The sequence below is a fragment of the Pseudoalteromonas sp. meg-B1 genome (assembly GCF_003173795.1).
GTDB lineage: Bacteria > Pseudomonadota > Gammaproteobacteria > Enterobacterales > Alteromonadaceae > Pseudoalteromonas > Pseudoalteromonas undina.
In genome coordinates this window covers 565,871-587,331 of record NZ_QGQU01000002.1, presented here as the reverse complement: position 1 = coordinate 587,331, position 21,461 = coordinate 565,871, and the positions used below count along the sequence as shown (strand labels likewise).

Below are 21,461 nucleotides of genomic sequence, written 5' to 3'. Positions count from 1 at the left end.
CAGATTAATTTGCACTAAAAACACAAAGGATCATTATGACAAATAAAATCATTGGTATTGTACTTATTGTTATTGGCGTAGCACTTGGTATGTGGGGTTATGATGTTTACGATTCTGCAGCTTCACAAGTTACTCGTGCATTCAATGGCGAAACCCCAGTAGAAGCATGGCTTGGCTTTATTGGTGGCGCAGTTTGTATTTTAGTAGGCCTTACCCGACTTAAATAACACACAAAAAAGCCGCCTTTGGAGAGGGCGGCTTGGGTGAACAAACAGCTATGGGTGAGAGCTGTTTTATCAAGAGGCTTACGCTAAAACGCTATTAAGCAGCATTTTGCTCTGCATCGGGTGTTTGGCGAATTAAGTAGTCAAAAGCTCCTAAGCTAGCAGTTGCTCCGGCGCCCATAGCAATAATAATTTGCTTAAATGGCGTATTGGTCGCATCGCCCGCCCCGTATATACCTGGTAACGACGTTGCACCTTTAGCATCAATGAGTATTTCACCAAATTGACTAAGCTCAAGGTCACTCTCTTTTAACCATTCGGTGTTCGGTATCAAACCAATTTGTACAAATATACCGGCTAAAACTAGCTCCTTACTTTCTCCAGAAACACGATCGGTATAATTAAGGCCTATTACTTTGTTACCATCACCGAGTACTTCAGTAGTTTGTGCATTTTTAATAATAGTAATGTTTTTTAAGCTATTTGCTTTACGAATAAGTACTTCGTCGGCACGTAACGCATCGGCAAATTCAAGCACCGTTACATGCTCTACAATGTTAGCTAAATCAATAGCCGCTTCAATACCTGAGTTACCGCCACCTATTACAGCAACAGGTTTGCCTTTAAATAATGGGCCATCACAATGCGGGCAGTATGCAACGCCGTGGCCTTTATATTGTTGCTCGCCAGGTACATTCATTTCACGCCAGCGTGCACCGGTTGCTAGCACAAGTGATTTAGCTTGTAATACAGCGCCATTTTCTAAAGTAATGTCATATCCATTACTGCCTTTTTGCAGATTTGCCGCGCGTTGGTTGTGCATTACATCAACATCATATTCTTTAACATGCTCTTCAAGCTGAGCCACCATTTTTGGCCCTTCGGTTGCTTTTACCGAAATAAAGTTTTCAATGGCCAATGTATCAGCCACTTGGCCACCAAATCGATCGGCAACCACCCCCGTATTTAGCCCTTTACGTGCAGAATAAATGGCTGCCGAAGCACCAGCTGGCCCACCACCGACGACAAGAACATCAAACACTGATTTTTCATTCAATGCTTTGGCTTGGCGCTGTGCACCTTTGCTATCAACTTTATTTAAAATATCGGTTAGGCTCATTGCCCCTTGGCTAAAAGGCTCTCCGTTTAAGTAAACAGCGGGTACAGCCAATATATTTCGTTGTTCTACTTCATCTTGAAACAGAGCACCATCAATCATGGTGGCTTTGATATTGCTATTTGTAGCAGCCATTGTATTTAGCGCTTGAACCACTTGCGGGCAGGTTTGGCAGCTCAAACTAATATACACTTCAAAATTGAGTGTTTGCTCAAGTGTTTGTATTTGTTCAATATCTTCTTGGCTGGCTTTACTAGGGTGACCACCCGTATGTAATAGCGCTAACACTAAACTAGTAAATTCATGACCCATAGGTACCCCTGCAAAGGTAATATGGGTGTTTTTTTGTGGCGAATGCACCACCATTGAAGGTCTGCGTGCCGTAGAATCTGGATTGTTACTTACACTAAACTTATCGCTTAGTGATGCTAAATCATTCGCTAAACTTTCTACTTCTGTTGATTTTTTGCTGTCATCCAAGGCGATAATCAGCTCAACAGGCTGAGTCAGCGATTCAAAATGGCTTTTTAATTGGTTCTTTATGTTGTTGTCTAACATGGCTTAGCCCCTTACGGAAAAATAAAACAGCAGAACCCCCATGCCATCAGTGCATGTGCGAATTTTAGAAAAGAGTGATGGCGTGGGAGAGTGTCCAGTGAGCCAAGTAGGCTCACTGGTAATAGAGTCATGTTCTACTCTAAATTTAGTGAAGGTAAAGTTTAAATCTTACCAACTAGGTCTAGTGAAGGTGCTAATGTGTCTTCACCTGGCTGCCAAGATGCAGGACATACTTCACCGTCATGCGTGGCAATGTATTGTGCGGCTTGTACTTTACGAACAAGTTCTTTAGCACTACGACCAATACCTAAATCATGCGTTTCAACAACTTTGATTTCACCCTCTGGGTTCATTACAAATGTACCGCGAAGTGCTAAACCATCATCTTCAATCATTACACCAAAGTTACGTGTAATGCGTCCTGTTGGGTCGCCAATCATTGGGTAAGTAATTTTACCGATAGTGTCTGACGTGTCATGCCAAGCTTTGTGAGTAAAGTGCGTATCTGTTGATACCGAGTAAACCTCTACGCCCATTTCTTGTAGCTGTGCGTAATGATCTGCAAGGTCACCTAATTCAGTTGGGCATACAAATGTGAAATCTGCTGGGTAAAAGAAAAAGATAGACCACTTACCTAATACGTCTTTTTCAGTGAGTTCTACAAAGTCACCATTATGGTAAGCTGTTGCATTGAAAGGTTGTAATTTTGTGTTAATCAATGAAGTGCTCATAATATTCCTCATTTATGTTTAGTGTATTTAACAAAGTTAACGCCTTGTGCGTTGGCTTGATTAATACAATAAGGCTATTGCGAAATTAAATAAAATTGATTGTTTAGATTAAAACAATCGCTTTTTAAGATTAAAAAATCCAGAAGTGATCTGCTGCTCTCTTTTAAGCGTTAAAGCAGTTACAACTTAACAGCTACTCGTGATTAACCATCCGATATTGATTTTATAAGATTACACTGCGCATCCTTGCTACAATAAAGTGGTTTACATCACCTAACCTTCAAAGGCAGTTCGTTTATGGAAAAATTTGTTAATCACATTCAACTAGGCTATTTAGGCTTACTGCCGTTTTTAGGCTGTGTGGGTTGGCCATTGATGTTTGGCAGTAACAGTGTCAATTTAGAGTTTTTTAGTTTTTACAGCATCGCTATTTTAGCGTTTATGGCAGGTAATTTATGGCATGCAGGGCAACAAAGCTTTGCCGATGCCATTAAAGCTGTGCTGCCGGTCATTCCTATACCGTTTTTATCATTTTTGCCGATTGAGTGGATGCTTGCTTGGTTAGGCGCGAGCTTTTGGTTAGTACTGATTTTCGAAAAAGCGTCGATTCATTGGCAGGGTTACCACAAAGATTACCAAAAAATGCGCTTTGTGCTCACATCTGTGGTGTTTGTGTGTCATATCTTAATTATTGGTATGAGTATTTACCCTAAATAACACGCCATTACTTAACCATTGGTCTGTAATAGGGTAACATCCGCGCACTGTATTGAGAGGACACCCCATGATAGACCAATTGCGCCAACAGCTTACTGACCTTGGTGAGAATTTTGTAGAAAAAAACGCCGCTTTTAAAATAAAAGTGATCCCTTTTTTTTGTGCCATTAGCATAAAAAAAGATCATAAAAGCGAAGGTCGTCTTTCTTTTTATTCAAATCAACTCATTGAAATACTAATGGTTGTGTTGTTTGTATTGTTTGGCTTATCTATATTTGATCCTGATGCAGGATTTACCCATGGTCCTATCCACATTGTTTTTGCTATTTTGATTACCTTTAACCTAATTTTAAAACAGGTTGCTATTGAGGGTTTAAAAACACGTTTAGCTATGTACAGGTTGCATCAAGCACCTCAGCAAAATGATGAGCCCGAAAAACCAAACACATCTAAACGCTAACTATGTATTTAAATCCAGACTGGAACATACTTACGGTAGGTGATGGCGATTTATCGTTTTCAAATGCGCTTTATCGTCATATTAAGCCAAAAAAGTTAGTGGCATCCACTTACGACGACCAATCAACTATTGAGCAAAAATACCCAGATAATGCGCTCAATGCTTTAAAGTCGCAAAAGGTAGAAATACTTAATAGCTTTGATGTAACCAACCAACAATGTTGGCAAACGCTCGGCCAGCATTTACATAGTTTTGATGTGGTTATTTTTCAATTTCCGCTTATTCCTGCATTTGTTGGTCGCAATGCATTTGAACACAATACACGCCATACCAGCATGAACGTACTTAACCGCGCATTACTGCATCAATTCATAAAATACGCCAATGAGTTTGCTTTAAATACACAAGGTGCAGGGCTATGTTTCATCACTTCAAAAGATGTTAAACCTTATCGAGAATGGAATATTGAAGGCAGTTTAAATACCCATTTAAACGCACAATATCAGGGGCAAATGCCATTTGATATTAGTCACTTTAATGGTTATAAAATTCGTAATGTTGACCGTGATAAGCACGTTAAAGACACCAGCGGCATTACCTATGTCTTTAGTGAAAAACCCTTACCTGAACTGGCTAGCTTGTTAACTTTGCCTGCTTACTTATCCGATAATTATTGCTCGCTATGTCGTGTAGGGCCGTTTTTAGCTTACGAGGATAAAAGCAAGCATTTTGCTGCTAAAAAACACCTGCAAATGATCAAACTAGAGCAAGACTGGCAGCAATGGTTAACAGCGTTTTATAAGTCAAGCTAGCTTAATTAAGTCAGCTGCTTTTTCGGCAATGGCTATCACACCGGCATTGGTGTTGCCGGTAATTATATGCGGCATAATTGAGGCATCAACCACACGCAAATTTTTCACGCCATGTACTTGTAGTTGGCTATTCACTACCGCCATGGCATCTTGCCCCATTTTACAAGTGCCTACAGGGTGATATTCAGTCTCGGCCGTTTGCCTAATATACTCAATAAGCTGCTCATTATTGTTAATATCTAGCGGGTAAACCATATTGCCTCTAATTACATCAAATGCTTCACTTTGCATAATCTGCAGTGTTTTTTTAAGCCCCGCTAACATCACGTTTAAATCATCGGGGTGGCTTAAATAATTAGGATCAATAAGTGGAGCACTCAAGGGGTTGGCATCGGCTAATCGAATCGTGCCACGGCTTTTAGGGTGCATAATACTACAGTGAATACTATAACCATGGCCTAGGTGCAGTTTACGGCTATGGTCATCCACCAGCCCAATTACAAATTCAAGCTGCACGTCGGGTACTTTTGAATCGGAAAATAGCTTTATAAAGGCATGTGATTCTGCAAAATTACTAGTAAGCTGCCCTTCACGTTTGGCAAACCAATCAACGCATCCTTTTGCAATATTAAACGCCCCACCCGCACTTATACCAAATGTGCCTTTACTGTATTTAGCTTTATACAATGGCACAACGGTTAAGTGGTCATGAAGGTTCTCTCCAACACCAGAAAGCTCGTTTACTATTTCAATATTATGCTGCTTTAGTTGCTCTTTAGGGCCAACTCCCGATAGCATTAAAATTTGCGGTGAGTTAATTGCGCCAGCGCTTAAAACCACCTCTTTTTTTGCATGCAATACAACGGCCTTATTGTTTATAGAAACAGAGACTCCGGTTGCGGTTTTATCGCAAAAAAGCACTTTATTAACGTGTACTTTGCTAAGCACAGTTAGGTTTTTTCGATTTAAATGGGGGGTTATATACGCTTTTGCCGCGCTACAACGCTCACCTTGATGTTGAGTCACTTGCGATAACCTTGCTCCAACTTGCTGCCCTGCGTTTATATCGCCATTGTGCGGTACACCTTGTTGTTCGCAGGCGTTTAAAAACAGCTGATTTACTGGGCTTGGCAGGCTTAAATCCTGCACATGCAAAGGACCATAAACCCCGTGTACATCACTTTCAGTAAAGGTTTTATTATTTTCAGCTTTAATAAAATAAGGCAATAAACTCTCATAATCCCAGCCGTCATTGCCCAGTGCAGCCCAACTATTGTAATCGTGCTTATTACCTCGAATATAAACCATAGCATTAATGGAACTTGAACCGCCAAGCACTTTGCCACGAGGCATAAATCCGCAGCGGTTATTAAGTTCTTTTTGAGTTACCGTGTTGTAATGCCAGCTATTAATGCCATAAGGCACACTAGCAGCAACCCCTGCAGGCATTTGAACCATTGCGCCTTTATCACTGCCGCCCGCTTCAATTAAGCACACACTCACATTTTTATTTTCAGATAATCGCGATGCAATAACGCAGCCTGCACTGCCTGCGCCAACAACAATGTAATCAAATGTAGTGATATGCATACTTATTCTCCAATTAAAAAACCAGTTTGCATGGAACATCGAATAAAAACTTGTTATTTTTAGACATCCTCACGCAAAAGTATATTTTATGAGCCGCTTAATTAGAGCCACCTCTTTACAAGGAATAGACCATTTAATTGCAGAACTTGGGGGAGATTTCGCTGCCATAATGCAGCAGTGCGCCATTAATGTGGACTTTAATAAACTAGAGCAAGAGACCCTTACTTACCGCGCGTATGCACAGCTATTAGAGCATTGCGCGAAAACACTAAATTGTACAAATTTTGGTTTAAGACTAGCAAGCCTGCAAAGCTTTGATATTTTAGGCCATATTGCAATAGCCGCTCAAACAGGCACTAACTTAGCTGAGGGGTTAGATTGGGTGATAAAATATTTACACTTGCATACGCCAGCGCTTAATTTAACCACTCTCCCACTTGATGATAATGAGCACGTGTTTTTATCATTCGCTATAAATCTCAGGCCATTACCGGCAATAAACCAGGTAATAGAGCTCACCATTGCATTGGCCATAGCTACCTTAAAAAATATGAGTAATGGCCGCTGTAAGCCACAAAGTGTATTTTTACCTCATACCCTAGGCGCAAATAAGCAGACCTACCACCAGCATTTTGGGTGTAAGGTTATTACTCACAGAAATAGCGCCGGTGTATTAATTGCCAAACAAGACTTAGATTTAACACTTAACATAACTAAGCAACATAAAACCCAAGCAGCACTTAACTTTTTAGCTGAAAATAATGCTTATGGCCAATCTTTACCCGATCAGGTAAGCGCGCTTATTCGCATTATGCTGCCGATATTTCAAAGCGCTAATAATACTATTGCCGCTGCGCTTAATATTCACCCTCGCACCTTGCACCGAGAACTTAAAAAGCACGATACCAGTTTTGTAAAGCTCAAAGACGCTACTCGCCGCGCCTTATGTGAGCACTATTTATTACAAAACCAATTGTCGGTGACTCAAATTTCAGAGCTTTTAGGTTATCAGGAGCAAGCTACGTTATGTACTAGCATTAAACGTTGGTTTAATTGCTCTGCCCGCGCATTTAGAGCCAAACATTGTTAAACTGCGCCCTTGTTTAAAAACAGCAAAGGCTATTCATGAATTTTGTAATTGTAGGTACTAATTTTATTAGCGACACGTTTTTGGCAGCGGCTAATACTCTCAGCAATTTTAATTTATACGGTATTTGCTCTCGCCAAATAAGCAGCGGCGAGCGCTTTTTAGCTAATCATCCAACAAATACCGACGCTAAAATTTTTACCTCTATTGATGCTGTGTGCCAAGATGAACAAGTAGACGCAGTTTATATAGCGGCGCCAAATAGCCTGCACAGTGCATATGCAATACAGTGTTTAAAAGCGGGCAAACACGTATTAGGCGAAAAGCCCTCAGCGGCTAATAGCAAGCAACTTGCGGCTATTTTAACTGCGGCAAAGCAACATCAGCGCCTTTACATGGAAGCGATGATGACAACGCACTTACCTAATTTTGCGCACTTACAAGCTGCCCTAAAAAAAATAGGCACACCACGTAAGTTTATTGGTCAATTTAGTCAGTATTCATCACGTTACGACAAGTATAAAAATGGTGAGCGCCCTAATACTTTTTTACCTGAATTTGCTAATGGTGCCTTACTAGATTTGGGTATTTACCCACTTTATCTCGTTATTGCATTATGGGGAGCACCACGCTCTGTTCACGCCAGCGGCGTATTACTTGAAAGTGGTGTGGATGGTGCAGGCGATGTGCTTTTAAATTATCCAGACAGACAAGCGGTGATCAGCTATTCGAAAATTTCACAAGGCGAAAATATCACTGAAATTCAGGGGGAATTAGGTCGAATTAGAATTGAAGCCGTGTCGCAGCTTAAAAAAATAGAGTTTATTGCTAACAATGGTCATAAAGAGCTTATTAGCACGGAATTTGACGAGCACTTTATGAAGTACGAACTCGAGAACTTTATCAATACCATTGAGCAAAATCAGGGGGAGTCTAGCGTTAATACTCATCAGCTTTCTGTCGATGTAATGCAAGTACTTGATACCGCACGCGCACAACTTGGTGTTGTTTACCCAGCAGATTTATCCTCTGAATAAAACAAAAACTACCGGCTAAGCGATAAGCGTATTTTATCGCTTGGCCTTTGGGCATACTTTACTAAACACTGCTATTTTGAATTAAGCTTAAAAAGATCACAAAATTTGACTTACCTCTGAGATCAAAAGCAGGTAACATGCCGCCAAAATTCATCGCAATCTTTAAGGACATCCATGCAAAAATCAACCAAAGATCTATTACTGGCTATTTTATGCATATTGCTAGCAATGATGACGATTCAGTCAGGCGCGTCACTGGCTAAACAGCTTTTTCCTATTGTTGGACCTGAGGGCACAACAGCCTTACGTTTAGGGTTTTCGGCCGCTATTTTGTGTTTGATTTTTAAACCATGGAAACACTTCCCTGTTGCAAGCCAACGCTTACCCATATTAATTTATGGCTTAAGTTTAGGCGGCATGAATATTCTATTTTATTACGCGATAGAACGTATCCCATTAGGTATTGGGGTTGCGCTTGAATTTACAGGCCCATTAGCTGTCGCGTTGTTTTCTTCTCGCAGAAAACGTGACTTATTTTGGGTTGCCTGTGCAGTGGCCGGTATATTATTACTTTTACCTGATATGAAAGGTCAAGACAGCCTTGATCCAGTCGGTGTAGTGCTCGCACTTGCGGCGGGTGCCTGTTGGGCTGGCTATATTTTATTTGGTAAGAAAACAGGCAGCCAAAGCTCTGGTGGCGCAACGGTTGCGATGGGCATGACCATTTCAGCCATCGTGCTGGTGCCTTATGGCGGCATTTCACAAAGTGCTGCATTTACTTGGGATATTATTCCATTAGGTATTGCTATCGCCGTGCTTTCAAGCGCCCTGCCTTATACTCTTGAAATGATTACTTTACGTAATATGTCGCCACAAGGTTTTAGTATTGTAATGAGCCTAGAACCTGCAATTGCAGCACTCGCTGGCTTAGTTATTTTAGGTGAACTGCTAAGCATTTGGCAGTGGCTGGCTATTTTACTGGTGATTATTGCCTCGGTAGGCAGTTCAATGTCTAATGGTAAAAAGCAGCCTGCTGCTTAGAGTTTAATAATTTAATTGCGTCATGAACTATCATGGCGCAACTTCTCATCTCCTATTTTACAACTCCCTCTTAGTATAATTAAGCCTACGTTTTATCTCTCCTTTCACACCATTCATTGTTGCACTTAAAACAATATATACCACTTACGGTGTGTGCATTATTTATACAAACACTTTGTTTTATTTAAACTTTAAATTTAAGTAAAAACCCGCATCCTAATTTTTATTCTAAAAAAGTGAATTAAAATTCATATTTTTATTTCCATCAACAAAACTCCCTGATATTATTAGCGCTCATTTATTAACGTACTCAATCTAACTGGGATCAATTTTTATGTTTAAACCAAGCCTGTTAACCTTGGCTGTATCAAGCGCACTGAGCGGTGTATTATTTAGCGGTAATGCAACAGCACAAGAGCAAATTATTGAAAAAAATAAATCGCTTGAAGTTATTGAGGTTACAGCAACACGCCGAAGTGGCTCTATTCAGGCTGCGCCTCTTAACATTACTGCGCTTGATGCCGATGTAATGAAAGACCAAAATATCAGCGAATTAGCCGATGTAGCGCGTTGGGTGCCAGGTTTAACAATTACTGATCAAGGTGGTCGCTCTGGCTCGCCTATTATTGTGCGTGGATTAAATACAAATTCATCAGGCCCTTCATCAGATGGCGGCACGGTAGCCACTTACATTAACGAAATTCCAGTATCGGTAGATATGCGCCTTGTTGATGTAGAGCGAGTGGAAGTACTTATTGGACCGCAAGGCACATTGTATGGCGCAGGCACATTGGGTGGCGCTATTCGTTACATGCTTAAAGAGCCAGAGCTTGATTTTATATCAGGTGAAGTATTTGGTGATGTTTTTCAAACTCAAGAAAGTGATTCGGTCGGTGGCGAAACTGGTTTTATCTTCAATTTACCATTGATTGAAGACAAACTGGCGGTACGTACCAGTTTAAATATTTATGAAGACCCAGGGTTTATTGACTACGCCTACACCGTTCGTGAACCAGGTGTGTCGATTACCGACCCTGATTGGACAAACCTTGATGCGGTTAATAGTAATCTTAAAAATGTAAAAGACGCCAACGGTGAAACCACCACAACTGGGCGTATTTCATTGCGTTACAAGGCAAACGAGTCATTCGAAGGCACATTAAACTACTTCTATCAAAAGCAAGACACCGAGGGTCGCTCAATTGTTCATCACAATAGCCTTAACGGAAATAATGGTTTAAGTGATCGCATTGGCAAATACGAGTCAGCGTACCGTTTTGAAGAGCCACGGGAAAAAGAAGATCAATTACTGAGCCTCGAACTTAAAGCCGACTTAGGTTTTGCCGAGCTGGTATCAGCTACAGGTATTTCACAATTTGAAGCCGATGGTCAACGCGACCAAACTGATCTTTTAATTCGTTTAGACTATGGCTACGAAGAGTTTCCTTCGTTTTCAGCGTTTACTCGTGAAATTGACGAAGTCGATACCTTTACTCAAGAGCTACGTTTGGTCTCACAAAGTGATAGCGATTTAAACTGGATTGTTGGTGGTTTTTACAATAAAACCGACACCGACGCATCAAGCAGAGAGTTTACGCCAGGCTTTGATCAGTTCGCGGTTGATAATTTTGGTGGCGCACAACTTAGACCTGACTCTTTAGAGTATTTAGAAATTACTGGCAGCAAAGTCACTGAATCAGCACTTTTTGGTGAAGTAGGTTACCAAGTAACCGATAAACTCGACATTACTATTGGCGCGCGTTTTTACGAATACGACGTAGAATCAAAAGCGGCTTTTGATTTCCCATTAGCAAATACCTTGTATGAAGGTGCTGCACCTGATGAAATTTCAGTTAACTTTGAAGAGAACGAAGCCGGTGACAACGGTAATCTGTTCAAATTTAATGCTAAATACCAATTTACAGATTCAGTAATGGCGTATGCAACTATAAGTGAAGGATTTAGAATTGGTGGCTCAAATGGCTTAGTGCCTTGCCCAACACCTCTACCTGAGGACCAACAAACAGGCTGTGGTACACCAGATGAAATGCTATACGATGCCGATACAACCACCAACTATGAGCTAGGCTTTAAAAGTACCTGGATGAGAAGCCAGCTACACTTTAATGCCGCACTATTCAATGTAGATTGGGATAACGCACAAATTGCCGGTGCAACAACAGTAGGCCAATTACCGTATTTATCAAATGCTGGTAGCGCAAATGCGAAAGGGGTTGAAATTGCCACGCGTGCAATTTTATCAGACTCGTTTACTGCCTATGCAACTTATGCCTATACAAAAGCAGAACTAACCTCAGACGCTCCGTATTTATTTAATGCCGATGGCACTAATGGCGCGAAAGATGGCGACCGTTTACCGGGCTCACCTGAGCATCAGTTCTCTATGGGTATTAACTACCAAACAGACGTTTTAAATGATAAAACCCTTGATATTAACTATGGTTTAACCGCACAAAGTGATGTAATTTCAAAAGTAGGCCTACGTGACAACGGTGAAGCACTCCCAGGTTATAGCTTAAGTAATATTTCAGCTAAATTAACCGCCGATGCGTGGTCGACTACTTTATATGTAGATAACCTATTTAATAAATATGCGGTTACTTCTGTTCGTCGTTCAGATGCGGATATTACAACAGCCAATGGCGCAGACATACAACGTAACTATGGTTACTTTATTAATCGCCCGCTTACTGTTGGCATTAAATTTAACTATAAGTTTGAAATGTAATTAAACGGTAAGTTTAAGTACAATCAAGAGGCTCAAATTAATTTTGAGCCTTTTTATTTGTAAGCACATTATTTATAAGAGTATTCATGCAGCCAAACTTAAAGCAATTACACCAAAGTGCTATAAACAACTTAAACCAAGGCAATATTCAGCCAGCGCATAAAGCACTGGTTGAGCTGGTAACACAACAGCCAGACTTTGCTGATGGCTACTTTTTACTCGCTATGGTTAATTTACAGGTTGGCCAAATTTACAAAGCGATAAAGCTAATTGAAAAAGCATTAAGCTTTACTAAGTCTATTGAATATACAGCGCAACTTGCCAAGTGTTACGCCCTTACCGGCGATTTACAAAAAGCAAAAAACATCGCCCTCAGCGTTAAGATTGAACATATTAGTAAAGCACTGGATGCCGATACATTAGGCGTCGCGCTCACCCAAGCGGGTTTACATCAGCATGCTGCTGACTACTTTACATGCGCGTTAAATTTAGCTGAGGCGAGTAACAGCAGCCAACCGCAGTTTTATTATAACTATGGAGTATGCGCTAAGTTTTTAGGCCAGTTTGATAAAGCACAGCACGCGTTTGAAAATGCCATTTCACTGAACCCGCTTCATCATCAAAGTCATTTTGCCTTAGCCGATTTAACTAAAGTCACCGAACATAATAACCACATAGCGCGATTAAAAAACGTATTTACACAGGTCAATCACCCCGACGCTAAACTACATATAGGTCATGCGCTAGCAAAAGAATATCAAGACTTAGGTGACTTTTCAGCGGCCTTTACCGCGTTACAACAAGGTAAAGCAGCAAAACTCGCTAATAAGGCGTTTGATAATCAAGCGTCTGAGGCATTATTCGCGCATATCAAACAGCTCAGTGATAAATACAAAAACCAACAAACGGCTGGCAACCAAAGCAGTGAGCCAATTTTTGTATTAGGCATGCCGCGCTCTGGCACCACATTAGTTGAACGCATTTTATCAAGCCACAGCGACGTACAATCGGCGGGCGAGCTGCAAGACTTTGGCCTAAGTGTAAAAAAACTTAGCCAAACGCACACGCCTCAAGTACTCGATATAGACACCTTAAGCCAAGCTTACCAGCTTGATTTTGCAAAACTTGGCAGAACTTACCTTGAAGCAACCCGTGTTGTAACCGGCAGCCATAAACACTTTATTGATAAACTACCGTTTAACTTTTTTTATATCGATTTAATTACCAAAGCCCTGCCAAACGCCAAAATAATTTGCCTACTTCGCGACCCCATGGACACCTGCATTGGTAACTATCGCCAGCTATTTACTATTAACAACCCGTATTATGCTTACTCGTTAGACTTACTCGACACCGCTAAATTTTACAGCCGTTTTTATAAACTGATGCAGCACTTTAGCGCCCTGCACAGCAATATTAAACTAGTAAAATACGAAGAACTCATCGCCGCACCAGAGCAAAAAATAAAAGAGTTAGTGAGCTATTGCGATTTAGACTGGCAACCACAGTGCCTTGATTTTCATTTAAACACCGCACCGGTATCAACCGCTAGCAAAATGCAAGTGCGCCAACCGCTTAACAATAAGGCCATAGGCCGCTGGAAGAATTTTAAGCCCCATACAGCTGAAGCGCAGACTCATTTAGTTAATGAAGGAGTTATAGGTTTAATGAAATAACAACAAATGTTACGTGGACAGGTAGTTCATTGTGATTAATTTTAAAGTTACCGGATGGATATAAGTTTTTAGGCTCAATGTATTAAAGGTTTTTTCTCTGTTAACTTACCCTACTCCACTTAAGGAAAAACCCAACGCTACCATAAAAAACTAACAAAAAGTAATACACCAATTACAACAGCAGCTATAAATAAATATTTACCAAGCTTAGCATTGTGTTTAAGAGATTCTTGATGTTTAGCCTTAAGCATAAGTAATTGTGCTTCGTTTAAATCGGAACAGTGCGTACATTTATCCAAAAACTCAGAATAATACAGTTCACACCTATCACATCGTTTTTGTTTAGGTTGCTTAGATCTCCATGATATGCTCATATCTAGAGACATTATAACCTCCACTCAAGAGTACCAGCGTACTCAACCTTAACCAGCCTACCATTTAATAACGCAGGCTTAAATCGCCATAGTTTTAAAGCCCGTAAACCTTCCTTTTCAAATACACCTTTTGGGGCAGATTCAATTACTTCAACTCTTTCTAACGCTCCAACTTCATTCACTATTGCTTTGAATTTTAAGTAGCCCTCTACGCTATTTTTAGCTGCATCTTCAGGATATTTTGGTTCAATCTTCACAACCCATTTAGCAGGTGAATCTGTTTGCGCATTGATATACACAATACTTGAATTTGCCGCTTCATTAGTACTATTACAACCAACCAGTAAAAGGACTAAAAATATAGTTATGTACTTCAAAGACTACCCCTAAAAATATAGCTAAATAAAATGTACAACTAGTGGCTAAGTTTACTAAGGTGTGCAGCATCACGAAACAAGACCAACTATTATGTATTCAATAATTTATGGCCTTGTTACATGTACTATTGCATTAACAAATCAGATAAAAACTTTATACTATTTATTTCAACTTTACCGTCAGATGACTGCAAACCTAATTGAATATGAGCTAATCCTGTATCAAAGGTTACAGGTACCTGATAAACAGCATATGTCACACTTGAGCTACCAACTGGAGATAACGTTTTCCAATTTTGCAACTCTGCTTTACCGACTGATTGAAATACACCTAATTTAGCAACCTTTTTTACGTACAACTCCCATTGCTCTGAAGTTGCACTAGTGTAACCTTGCTCAGACATTAACTCTTCAAAAGGAGTCACTTCCCACGTTGTTAACTTAGGGATTGCCTTTACAATAAAAGGCTCAAAGACGGCCTCTTTATCAACAGTATTTATGGATGCAACAACTCCAATACCAATGAAAAATATAACAACACTTAAAATTCCAAAACCTAGATATTTGAAGAATTTCTTCACCATAACTCCTTGTACAAACAACTGCTTTATCAGTTAACACTTTCCACATTCCAGCGTGAAAATGCCCTTATTTTATTAACTTATATTAATAACAAATAGTGTAAGTTATTGCCAGATATAAATTTTATGCTTTATGTAGCTTATAAACAGGTAAAAAAGAGGAAGGTTTCCCATTAGTATCGTTTAGCTAGTGCCTATTCCGCTGAGTGACCGCTTTTCGCTCTTTGCCAGAGTTCGATTGAGTTCCATTTTCAGACGATCAGGAGTTGTAATGTCTGAAGTCAAGATTTGCCCCCTCTAGCCTATTATGTCTCTGCCATTTCAGCTCATTACACTGACATAAGATAGAAGCATTTAATGTTAAATTGTACTTTCTCACAACAAACATTGTTGTTTTGTTGAACTAGCTATACAATATATCCGAAAATAAAATAATAAATAGAATCTTTAGTAGGGTTAATAGGTTATGGACAAACCAATTTTTCACGCTTGTAAATCGGAAGGTGGAAGTGAAGTTATCATAAAAACAGCCCCTTTTTTGAGTGAAAATAACAAACGTCAATGGCTGACACAAGGGTATTATTTTTGGATTGAGGATATCGATCTCGCTCATTGGTGGGGTTCAACCTCTGTTAAGGGCGACTACGCTATATTGACTGCTAAATTAAATTTAGATTCTACCGATTTATCTTATCTTGATCTTATTAGCAGTCCACTACATATAAAACATTTGAAAAAGCTAATAAGTAAATATCTTAACAAGATGAGTAAAAGTTGCGGAAATCGCTACGAACCAACAATATCTGAAGTGATTGATCATTACCGTGTAAAGGCCAAAGATATACCAGATGTATTTCCTTTTATCGGTATCTCTTGCTGTGATGATTCTAAAACTATGCAGAGAAAATTCATCAACTGCGGTAATTCCAAGGATGTGATTGCTCTAAACGAAAGACATCAGATTTGTATATTTTCTGGTTATGAACAATTTATTCAAGAAAAAGAAATTTTGCACCCAGCTCAGTGGTGCGCCTAGGAGGTTTTATGGATATATTAGAAAGAAGTCTTGCAGCTGCTGAGGCTATGTTAGATGGAATGACTCCTGAAGAATTCGAAAAAGAGTATTTAAGCATTAAAAATGGAATAGGTCCATTGGCTAAAAATTTCATTAGTAGTGCTAGGGACAATGCAGTACCTGTACTGGAAGCTAGCCATTACAAGTCTTTACAATTAGACGTAAACATAATCTTTCAAGATAAGAAAATGAAAAGAGTTCATAGAAGTAGCTTGATTTACAGCCAAACATCTAGCTTTCACGAACGCGCGGATTACGATTTTTCAGAGGCTGCTTAAATGAATATTCAACTTTGCGATAGTCGGGTTCAAAGTCTCAATATATCCCGATCTGCTGAGGCTAAAGATACTGACGGTGAGATTGTTCATTTCGCTACCAAATTTGGATTTAAGCCTGATTTAGAAAACAATTATTTTATATGCTTTGAACTAGTTGTCGAAACACCTTGTGGTTCTTCTGTTGACGTTCAATATGAATCAATGTTTTATACTGATGAAATCATTTCTGAAGAATTTCAGTCTTCCCCTTTTGCGATGATTAACTCTCCAGCGATTGCTTATCCATTTTTAAGAGCATATATCTCGACGCTTTTAACTTTATCAGGCTTGGAGAGCGTTGTCCTCCCAACAATAAATTTTCAAGCTATGTATAAAGATCATATAGCTTCAAATAATTAGTTTTATAAGGGCCCGTACCTTTGCGGGCCTCGACTTATCAACTAAATTTAATAAAAAATGCGGATTATGACGAACAGTATTTTCGTGCCTTTTCTCTATCTAGCTTTTTGTATTTAATTCAATTTAGATACTACCCATTGATTTTTAGCTATTGGATACAGCGTTAGACATCAGTTTATCGCGGTCTATATCTATAAGCTTGGTTTGCTATCCCCATTGTTTCACAAAATCACTTGCAAGCTTTGTACTTCTTTTCTGACGACCTCTGTTACCAGTCTTTAATACTTTTCATGATGCGCTGCAACAGCAAAACTAGACAGCCACTTTTATTTAACAAATAAAGCTATGATAATAAATTTACTTTTTTGGTCCAGAATCAGTTTCTCTTTGTACGGGTACTTTGGAAACCAATATAGTCAAAACTCAGCACGTAAATTAAAGGTTATTGCTCATCGACGTCGCGAATGCGTTCTTTACGTTCTTGCTCTTCATCAAAGGCGGCTTGAATCTCGTCAAGTACTGAATCTACATCGGCAACTTCGCTGTCGTCTTCAAATTCGCCACTGAGTTTTGAGTGCGGGGTTAAGTTAGCATCTGCAAACAGTGCCCACATTTCTTTGGCATATTGCGTATGTAATAACGCCGGTGCAAATTGGCCATAATAGCGGCGCATGTTATTTACATCGCGGGCAAACATGGCTTCGGCGCTATTATTAGCAGAGGCGTTAACCGCTTGGGGTAAATCAATAATTACTGGGCCGTTGCTATCTACAAGTACGTTAAATTCAGATAAGTCACCGTGAATAATCCCAGCGCATAGCATTAGTTTGATGTAGTGCATCATTAATGTATGTTGTTCAATGGCTTGTTGCTCGGTTAAATCAACTGCGCCAAGTTGTGGTGCAACATCGCCTTCGTCATCACTTACAAGTTCCATTAACAATACACCGTCAATGCAGCCGTAAGTTTGCGGTACCCGAACACCTGCTGAGGATAAACGCGACAGCGCGTCAACCTCGGCATTTTGCCAAATTTCTTCTTCTAATTGACGGCCATAGCTGGAACGTTTACCCATAGCACGGGCTTGGCGGCCACCACGTACTTTTCGCCCTTCTTGATATTGCGCTGCTTTTTTAAAACTGCGCTTACTGGCCTCTTTGTATACTTTAGCGCAGCGAATGTCATCGCCACAGGCGACTACAAATACATCGGCCTCTTTACCGCTCATCAAACGGCTGATCACTTCATCAATAAAACCATCATCAACTAATGGCTGTAAGCGTTTAGGTATTTTCAAACGACACCTACTAAAAATACAGGGCTGGCTTTTTGTTTTGCTATGTGGTTCAAACGAGGCATACCTTTGGGGATTGAAGAAAGTTATAAATTATTAGTAAACTTTAAAGTTACATTTAATGACTAAATACGCTGCTAGAATAAGCGACTACACAGAAAAAGCCAACCGCCTTTTGTGCTTTTTAAACATTATTGAACAAGAACCTAGATAAAACCAAAAAACGAGTACGGTTTAGCGTACTCGTTTACTTTGTATTATTAAAAAGTGTTTAGAACTGCCACACTAAAGACGCCCAATAACGGCGACCATCTTCAACATAACCATACTCTTGCTCTGTGATCTCTTTATCAAGCAAGTTGTAAATTCCAGCACCGAGTTTAACGCTGTCACTTAGCTGATAATTAGCACCTAAATTGGCAATGGTATAATCAGGAGCAATTAAACTGCTTTGTGAAGGCCCTGTCGTTGGCTGGCTTTCTTCTCCACGATATTGCACACGTAACCATCCGCCTAACTTATCTGTTGGACGCCAATTTAAAGACGTTTGTAAACTATGTTTTGGTAGCTGATTAAGTGGGCTCCCCTTATATTCACCGGTTTTTTGCTCTGAGTCGGTGTAGGTATAACTGGCACTCACATCAATTTCAGTTGAAATATCATAATCTACTGATAGCTCAATACCTTGGGTTATGGCTTCATCCACATTAATGTAGGTAGTTGGCATGGAACCGAACTGATTTGGGCCATCTGTGCACTGCGTTAATGGGCATGCTATACGGGTTATTTTGTCATCAAATTCATTATAAAAAACGGTTGTCGATATGCTTAAATCGCGTCCAGAATCATAGTAAACACCCATTTCATAGTTGACTGATTGCTCAGGCTTTAAGTCAGGGTTACCATAAATATTACCGCCACGACTCACTTGTCCCCACTGCGCAGTAGATTGGCGAATATTTGGCGCACGGAAACCCGTTGATATGCCGCCTTTGATGGTGATCGCTTTAGATGCGCTATAAACACCGTATAAACGTGGACTCCAATGACCGGCAAAATTGCCATCATGATCGTAACGCAGGCCTGCGGTGAGCTTAAAGTCATCCGTTGCTGCCCATTCGTTTTCACCAAAAACAGACCATTGCTCGTTTTCTACATGGGTTAAGTCGCTAATTTTATTACTTGTATAATCATCCAATGACTCTTTTAAATAGGTCGCACCAAACGTAGAGTTATGATCACTAAATAGCGGTAAACTCCAAGTTGTTTGAATGTCGGTATTTTCGACAAACATTTCACGTGAGTTATTATCAAACTTATCGTATTTAATGTAACTACGCGACGATCCAAAGTCATAAAAACCATTGTGTGACATAGAGTATGTTTGTTGCTCATACTCAGTAGTTGCTGATTCAGGGCAGCCACGTCGACCACAGCTTTCTCCTGGAGCAAGCTCGGCAACTGTTTTGCCGAGGGTTTCATCTAATGTTTGTTTTGCCGAGCCAAGTTCAAACATTAATTCGTGACTATCATTAGGTGTTAATGTGAACTTAGCTTTTACATTACTTTGTTCTTTGCCTCGAAATCCTGCAGTAAAATCATCTTCATTTCGCTTTGAAAATTGACCGTATAATTGCACGCCCAATAGATCTGGAATAATGCCACCAGAAGTGAAAAAGCTGGCTTGGTTTATATCACCTGACTGGCTTTGCTCTTGAATGGTGCTGTCTAAACGCAGTTCTCCATACCACTGCTCTGGCGCTTTACGGGTAATGATATTGATCACACCACCAATAGCATCAGAGCCATACAACGACGACATAGGGCCACGTATTACTTCAATACGTTCAATCGCTGAAATTGGCGGCGTCCAAGCACCTTCTACCCCCGGGCCATCACTATTTGGTCGTGTTTCTCTTGAACTTTGGCGTTGCCCATCAATTAAAATAAGCGTGTATTGGCTTGCCATACCACGCAAGCTAATATCTTTTCTGTCACCTCCACCAGTGACTATTACACCTGGAATATCAGCCATTGCATCGGTTAAGTCACGATAAAAGCGTTTTTCTAGCTGCGCTCTGTCGATAACACTAATACTTGCAGGTGCCTCTTTGAGCATTTGTTCGTAACCAGAAGCAGTGACAACCATTACTTCCATATCTTGTTTTTTTTCATCAGCAAAAGCAGGGTTAGCAATTGCAAAAGTACTTAAAATAAATGCAGTTACCGGCCTTAACTTACAACTTACCGTGTTCATGATATTTCTCCGTGACATTTAGCATGTAAATGATAATAATTAGCGTTTGCGATAATAGTGAGAAGTTCCCTTCTTCTCAACGCTATTTTTATTAAAGCTAATTTAAGTAAGGCTTAACGGTATGAGTGATAAGTTAACTAAAACCCTGAATATATTTGTTCGCACTGTGCAAACGGGAAGTATGAGTAAAGCTGCCGCTGACCTTTTAATGACAACCTCTGCAATTAGTCAGCAAATAAAACAAATAGAGCAAGATGTAGGTTTGAGTTTATTTAATCGCAGCCCTCGAGAATTAACGCTTACCGAGGCGGGTGAGCTGTATTATCAAAGTTGCTTACAAATGCTTGCCGTTGCAACAGCTACATCAGAACAATTACAGCATTTACAAAATTGTCCGAGTGGGCAACTAAAACTAGCAGCCCCTGTCGGTTTTGGTGGTGGGTTATTAAGCGAGCCTGTAAAGCATTTAATTAACCAATTTAGTGATATAGATGTGCACTTAACGCTTTCTGACGAGCCGATTGATATGATCAGAACAGGTATAGATTTGGTGTTGGCGATTGGCCCTCTCGAAGACTCAAACTTAATTGCACGCCAGCTCGCTAGTTGGCCATTAATACTGTGTGTTCATAAAAATCATGCACTAGTACAGCAACCAAAAATCACACTGGATGACCTAAAAGCGCATAACCGCATTGCACATATAGCTGTTGATCCGACGCTTACGCACCTTACCCGCGGTGAAAGCACAACACTACCAAAAGCGCGTATTGCCATTAATAATATGCAAACTGTGATTCAATTTGTTCTCGATGAGTTAGGCTATGCTATTTTGCCAGAGCCTGAAGTACGTAATTTTTTAGCTACAGGAGAACTTTTAGAAATATGCACTGACTGGCAGCTTCCCCATTACGATGTATTTGCTCTAACGCCTGCACGCGACACGTTAGCAGCAAAAACAAAAGCTGCAATTAAAGCACTTAACGCATCATTTTCAGCTATTTAAATAACCTAAGTTCAGGTTAAG

20 protein-coding genes are annotated in these 21,461 nt (G+C 40.0%); 13 read left to right on the top strand and 7 right to left on the bottom strand.

The window, feature by feature from the left end; translation table 11 throughout:
* Window positions 1–35 precede the first annotated feature (35 nt).
* The gene (locus DK924_RS11040; RefSeq protein WP_008115648.1) at window positions 36–227 is read left to right on the top strand and encodes a DUF3185 family protein; all 192 of its coding nucleotides are present in this window, start codon (window positions 36–38) and stop codon (window positions 225–227) included.
* Window positions 228–321: 94 nt separating this feature from the next.
* Here the strand turns inward: DK924_RS11040 and ahpF are convergent, their stop codons facing one another.
* Both ahpF and ahpC read right to left on the bottom strand, forming a co-directional pair.
* Entirely contained in the window at window positions 322–1,899 is a 1,578-nt protein-coding gene (gene ahpF / locus DK924_RS11035; protein WP_109875172.1) for an alkyl hydroperoxide reductase subunit F, read from the bottom strand.
* Window positions 1,900–2,060: 161 nt separating this feature from the next.
* Window positions 2,061–2,630 (bottom strand): alkyl hydroperoxide reductase subunit C, encoded by a 570-nt coding sequence (gene ahpC, locus DK924_RS11030; RefSeq protein WP_008115650.1) that lies wholly within the window; start codon window positions 2,628–2,630, stop codon window positions 2,061–2,063.
* Between the two features lie 297 nt (window positions 2,631–2,927).
* Between ahpC and DK924_RS11025 the strand changes: the two genes are divergently transcribed.
* The 3 genes from DK924_RS11025 (at window position 2,928) to DK924_RS11015 (ending at window position 4,619) form a co-directional block, all read left to right on the top strand.
* Entirely contained in the window at window positions 2,928–3,347 is a 420-nt protein-coding gene (locus tag DK924_RS11025; protein ID WP_010389229.1) for a DUF3429 domain-containing protein, read from the top strand.
* A 67-nt stretch (window positions 3,348–3,414) separates the two neighbouring features.
* On the top strand, window positions 3,415–3,807 hold the full coding sequence (locus DK924_RS11020) for a hypothetical protein (RefSeq protein WP_109875171.1): 393 nt from the start codon (window positions 3,415–3,417) through the stop codon (window positions 3,805–3,807).
* 2 nt (window positions 3,808–3,809) lie between these two features.
* Window positions 3,810–4,619, top strand: a complete 810-nt coding sequence (locus DK924_RS11015) for a class I SAM-dependent methyltransferase (RefSeq protein ID WP_109875170.1) — start codon at window positions 3,810–3,812, stop codon at window positions 4,617–4,619.
* Here the strand turns inward: DK924_RS11015 and DK924_RS11010 are convergent.
* Window positions 4,611–6,209: a GMC family oxidoreductase gene (locus DK924_RS11010; protein WP_109875169.1), complete on the bottom strand. Its 1,599-nt coding sequence runs from the start codon at window positions 6,207–6,209 to the stop codon at window positions 4,611–4,613. The two genes, DK924_RS11015 and DK924_RS11010, sit on opposite strands and share 9 nt — an antisense overlap.
* An 88-nt stretch (window positions 6,210–6,297) precedes the next feature.
* On the opposite strand from DK924_RS11010, the gene DK924_RS11005 reads away from it, so the two are divergent.
* From DK924_RS11005 to DK924_RS10985, 5 genes are all read left to right on the top strand, one after another.
* Window positions 6,298–7,299, top strand: coding sequence for an AraC family transcriptional regulator (locus tag DK924_RS11005; protein ID WP_109875168.1), 1,002 nt, complete (start codon window positions 6,298–6,300; stop codon window positions 7,297–7,299).
* Between the two features lie 35 nt (window positions 7,300–7,334).
* Window positions 7,335–8,333 carry a Gfo/Idh/MocA family protein gene (locus DK924_RS11000; RefSeq protein ID WP_109875167.1) on the top strand — a complete coding sequence of 333 codons (999 nt, stop codon included), beginning with the start codon at window positions 7,335–7,337 and terminating at the stop codon, window positions 8,331–8,333.
* A gap of 174 nt (window positions 8,334–8,507) precedes the next feature.
* The gene (locus DK924_RS10995; RefSeq protein ID WP_008115672.1) at window positions 8,508–9,374 is read left to right on the top strand and encodes a DMT family transporter; all 867 of its coding nucleotides are present in this window, start codon (window positions 8,508–8,510) and stop codon (window positions 9,372–9,374) included.
* A gap of 334 nt (window positions 9,375–9,708) precedes the next feature.
* Window positions 9,709–12,123: a TonB-dependent receptor gene (locus DK924_RS10990; RefSeq protein ID WP_109875166.1), complete on the top strand. Its 2,415-nt coding sequence runs from the start codon at window positions 9,709–9,711 to the stop codon at window positions 12,121–12,123.
* A gap of 86 nt (window positions 12,124–12,209) precedes the next feature.
* The gene (locus DK924_RS10985) at window positions 12,210–13,799 is read left to right on the top strand and encodes a sulfotransferase (RefSeq protein ID WP_109875165.1); all 1,590 of its coding nucleotides are present in this window, start codon (window positions 12,210–12,212) and stop codon (window positions 13,797–13,799) included.
* A 385-nt stretch (window positions 13,800–14,184) separates the two neighbouring features.
* Here the strand turns inward: DK924_RS10985 and DK924_RS10975 are convergent, their stop codons facing one another.
* A complete protein-coding gene (locus DK924_RS10975) occupies window positions 14,185–14,550 on the bottom strand; it encodes an energy transducer TonB (RefSeq protein WP_181388772.1) in 366 nt (121 codons plus the stop codon).
* Between the two features lie 125 nt (window positions 14,551–14,675).
* Window positions 14,676–15,134: a hypothetical protein gene (locus DK924_RS18875; protein ID WP_258306459.1), complete on the bottom strand. Its 459-nt coding sequence runs from the start codon at window positions 15,132–15,134 to the stop codon at window positions 14,676–14,678.
* Window positions 15,135–15,597: 463 nt separating this feature from the next.
* Here DK924_RS18875 and DK924_RS10965 point away from each other — a divergent pair, with 463 nt between their 5' ends.
* Genes DK924_RS10965 through DK924_RS10955 form a run of 3 tightly spaced genes read left to right on the top strand, consistent with a single transcriptional unit; the run spans window position 15,598 to window position 16,883 of the window.
* Complete coding sequence (locus DK924_RS10965) at window positions 15,598–16,167, top strand: hypothetical protein (RefSeq protein ID WP_109875163.1); 570 nt, start codon at window positions 15,598–15,600, stop codon at window positions 16,165–16,167.
* Between the two features lie 8 nt (window positions 16,168–16,175).
* Window positions 16,176–16,484, top strand: a complete 309-nt coding sequence (locus DK924_RS10960; RefSeq protein ID WP_109875162.1) for a hypothetical protein — start codon at window positions 16,176–16,178, stop codon at window positions 16,482–16,484.
* On the top strand, window positions 16,485–16,883 hold the full coding sequence (locus DK924_RS10955) for a protein-export chaperone SecB (RefSeq protein ID WP_109875161.1): 399 nt from the start codon (window positions 16,485–16,487) through the stop codon (window positions 16,881–16,883). It abuts the gene before it with no gap.
* A gap of 442 nt (window positions 16,884–17,325) precedes the next feature.
* Here DK924_RS10955 and DK924_RS10950 read toward each other — a convergent pair whose 3' ends face one another.
* Window positions 17,326–18,180 carry a PA4780 family RIO1-like protein kinase gene (locus tag DK924_RS10950; protein ID WP_109875160.1) on the bottom strand — a complete coding sequence of 285 codons (855 nt, stop codon included), beginning with the start codon at window positions 18,178–18,180 and terminating at the stop codon, window positions 17,326–17,328.
* 268 nt (window positions 18,181–18,448) lie between these two features.
* Window positions 18,449–20,434, bottom strand: a complete 1,986-nt coding sequence (locus DK924_RS10945; protein WP_109875159.1) for a ligand-gated channel protein — start codon at window positions 20,432–20,434, stop codon at window positions 18,449–18,451.
* A 121-nt stretch (window positions 20,435–20,555) separates the two neighbouring features.
* Here DK924_RS10945 and DK924_RS10940 point away from each other — a divergent pair, with 121 nt between their 5' ends.
* On the top strand, window positions 20,556–21,440 hold the full coding sequence (locus tag DK924_RS10940; RefSeq protein WP_109875158.1) for a LysR family transcriptional regulator: 885 nt from the start codon (window positions 20,556–20,558) through the stop codon (window positions 21,438–21,440).
* The last annotated feature ends 21 nt before the right edge of the window (window positions 21,441–21,461 follow it).

Coding starts and splice junctions, on each gene's coding strand:
- DK924_RS11040 (WP_008115648.1), top strand. CDS start 36: ATGACAAATAAAATCATTGGTATTGTACTTATTGTTATTGGCGTAGCA.
- ahpF (WP_109875172.1), bottom strand. CDS start 1,899: ATGTTAGACAACAACATAAAGAACCAATTAAAAAGCCATTTTGAATCG.
- ahpC (WP_008115650.1), bottom strand. CDS start 2,630: ATGAGCACTTCATTGATTAACACAAAATTACAACCTTTCAATGCAACA.
- DK924_RS11025 (WP_010389229.1), top strand. CDS start 2,928: ATGGAAAAATTTGTTAATCACATTCAACTAGGCTATTTAGGCTTACTG.
- DK924_RS11020 (WP_109875171.1), top strand. CDS start 3,415: ATGATAGACCAATTGCGCCAACAGCTTACTGACCTTGGTGAGAATTTT.
- DK924_RS11015 (WP_109875170.1), top strand. CDS start 3,810: ATGTATTTAAATCCAGACTGGAACATACTTACGGTAGGTGATGGCGAT.
- DK924_RS11010 (WP_109875169.1), bottom strand. CDS start 6,209: ATGCATATCACTACATTTGATTACATTGTTGTTGGCGCAGGCAGTGCA.
- DK924_RS11005 (WP_109875168.1), top strand. CDS start 6,298: ATGAGCCGCTTAATTAGAGCCACCTCTTTACAAGGAATAGACCATTTA.
- DK924_RS11000 (WP_109875167.1), top strand. CDS start 7,335: ATGAATTTTGTAATTGTAGGTACTAATTTTATTAGCGACACGTTTTTG.
- DK924_RS10995 (WP_008115672.1), top strand. CDS start 8,508: ATGCAAAAATCAACCAAAGATCTATTACTGGCTATTTTATGCATATTG.
- DK924_RS10990 (WP_109875166.1), top strand. CDS start 9,709: ATGTTTAAACCAAGCCTGTTAACCTTGGCTGTATCAAGCGCACTGAGC.
- DK924_RS10985 (WP_109875165.1), top strand. CDS start 12,210: ATGCAGCCAAACTTAAAGCAATTACACCAAAGTGCTATAAACAACTTA.
- DK924_RS18875 (WP_258306459.1), bottom strand. CDS start 15,134: ATGGTGAAGAAATTCTTCAAATATCTAGGTTTTGGAATTTTAAGTGTT.
- DK924_RS10965 (WP_109875163.1), top strand. CDS start 15,598: ATGGACAAACCAATTTTTCACGCTTGTAAATCGGAAGGTGGAAGTGAA.
- DK924_RS10960 (WP_109875162.1), top strand. CDS start 16,176: ATGGATATATTAGAAAGAAGTCTTGCAGCTGCTGAGGCTATGTTAGAT.
- DK924_RS10955 (WP_109875161.1), top strand. CDS start 16,485: ATGAATATTCAACTTTGCGATAGTCGGGTTCAAAGTCTCAATATATCC.
- DK924_RS10945 (WP_109875159.1), bottom strand. CDS start 20,434: ATGAACACGGTAAGTTGTAAGTTAAGGCCGGTAACTGCATTTATTTTA.
- DK924_RS10940 (WP_109875158.1), top strand. CDS start 20,556: ATGAGTGATAAGTTAACTAAAACCCTGAATATATTTGTTCGCACTGTG.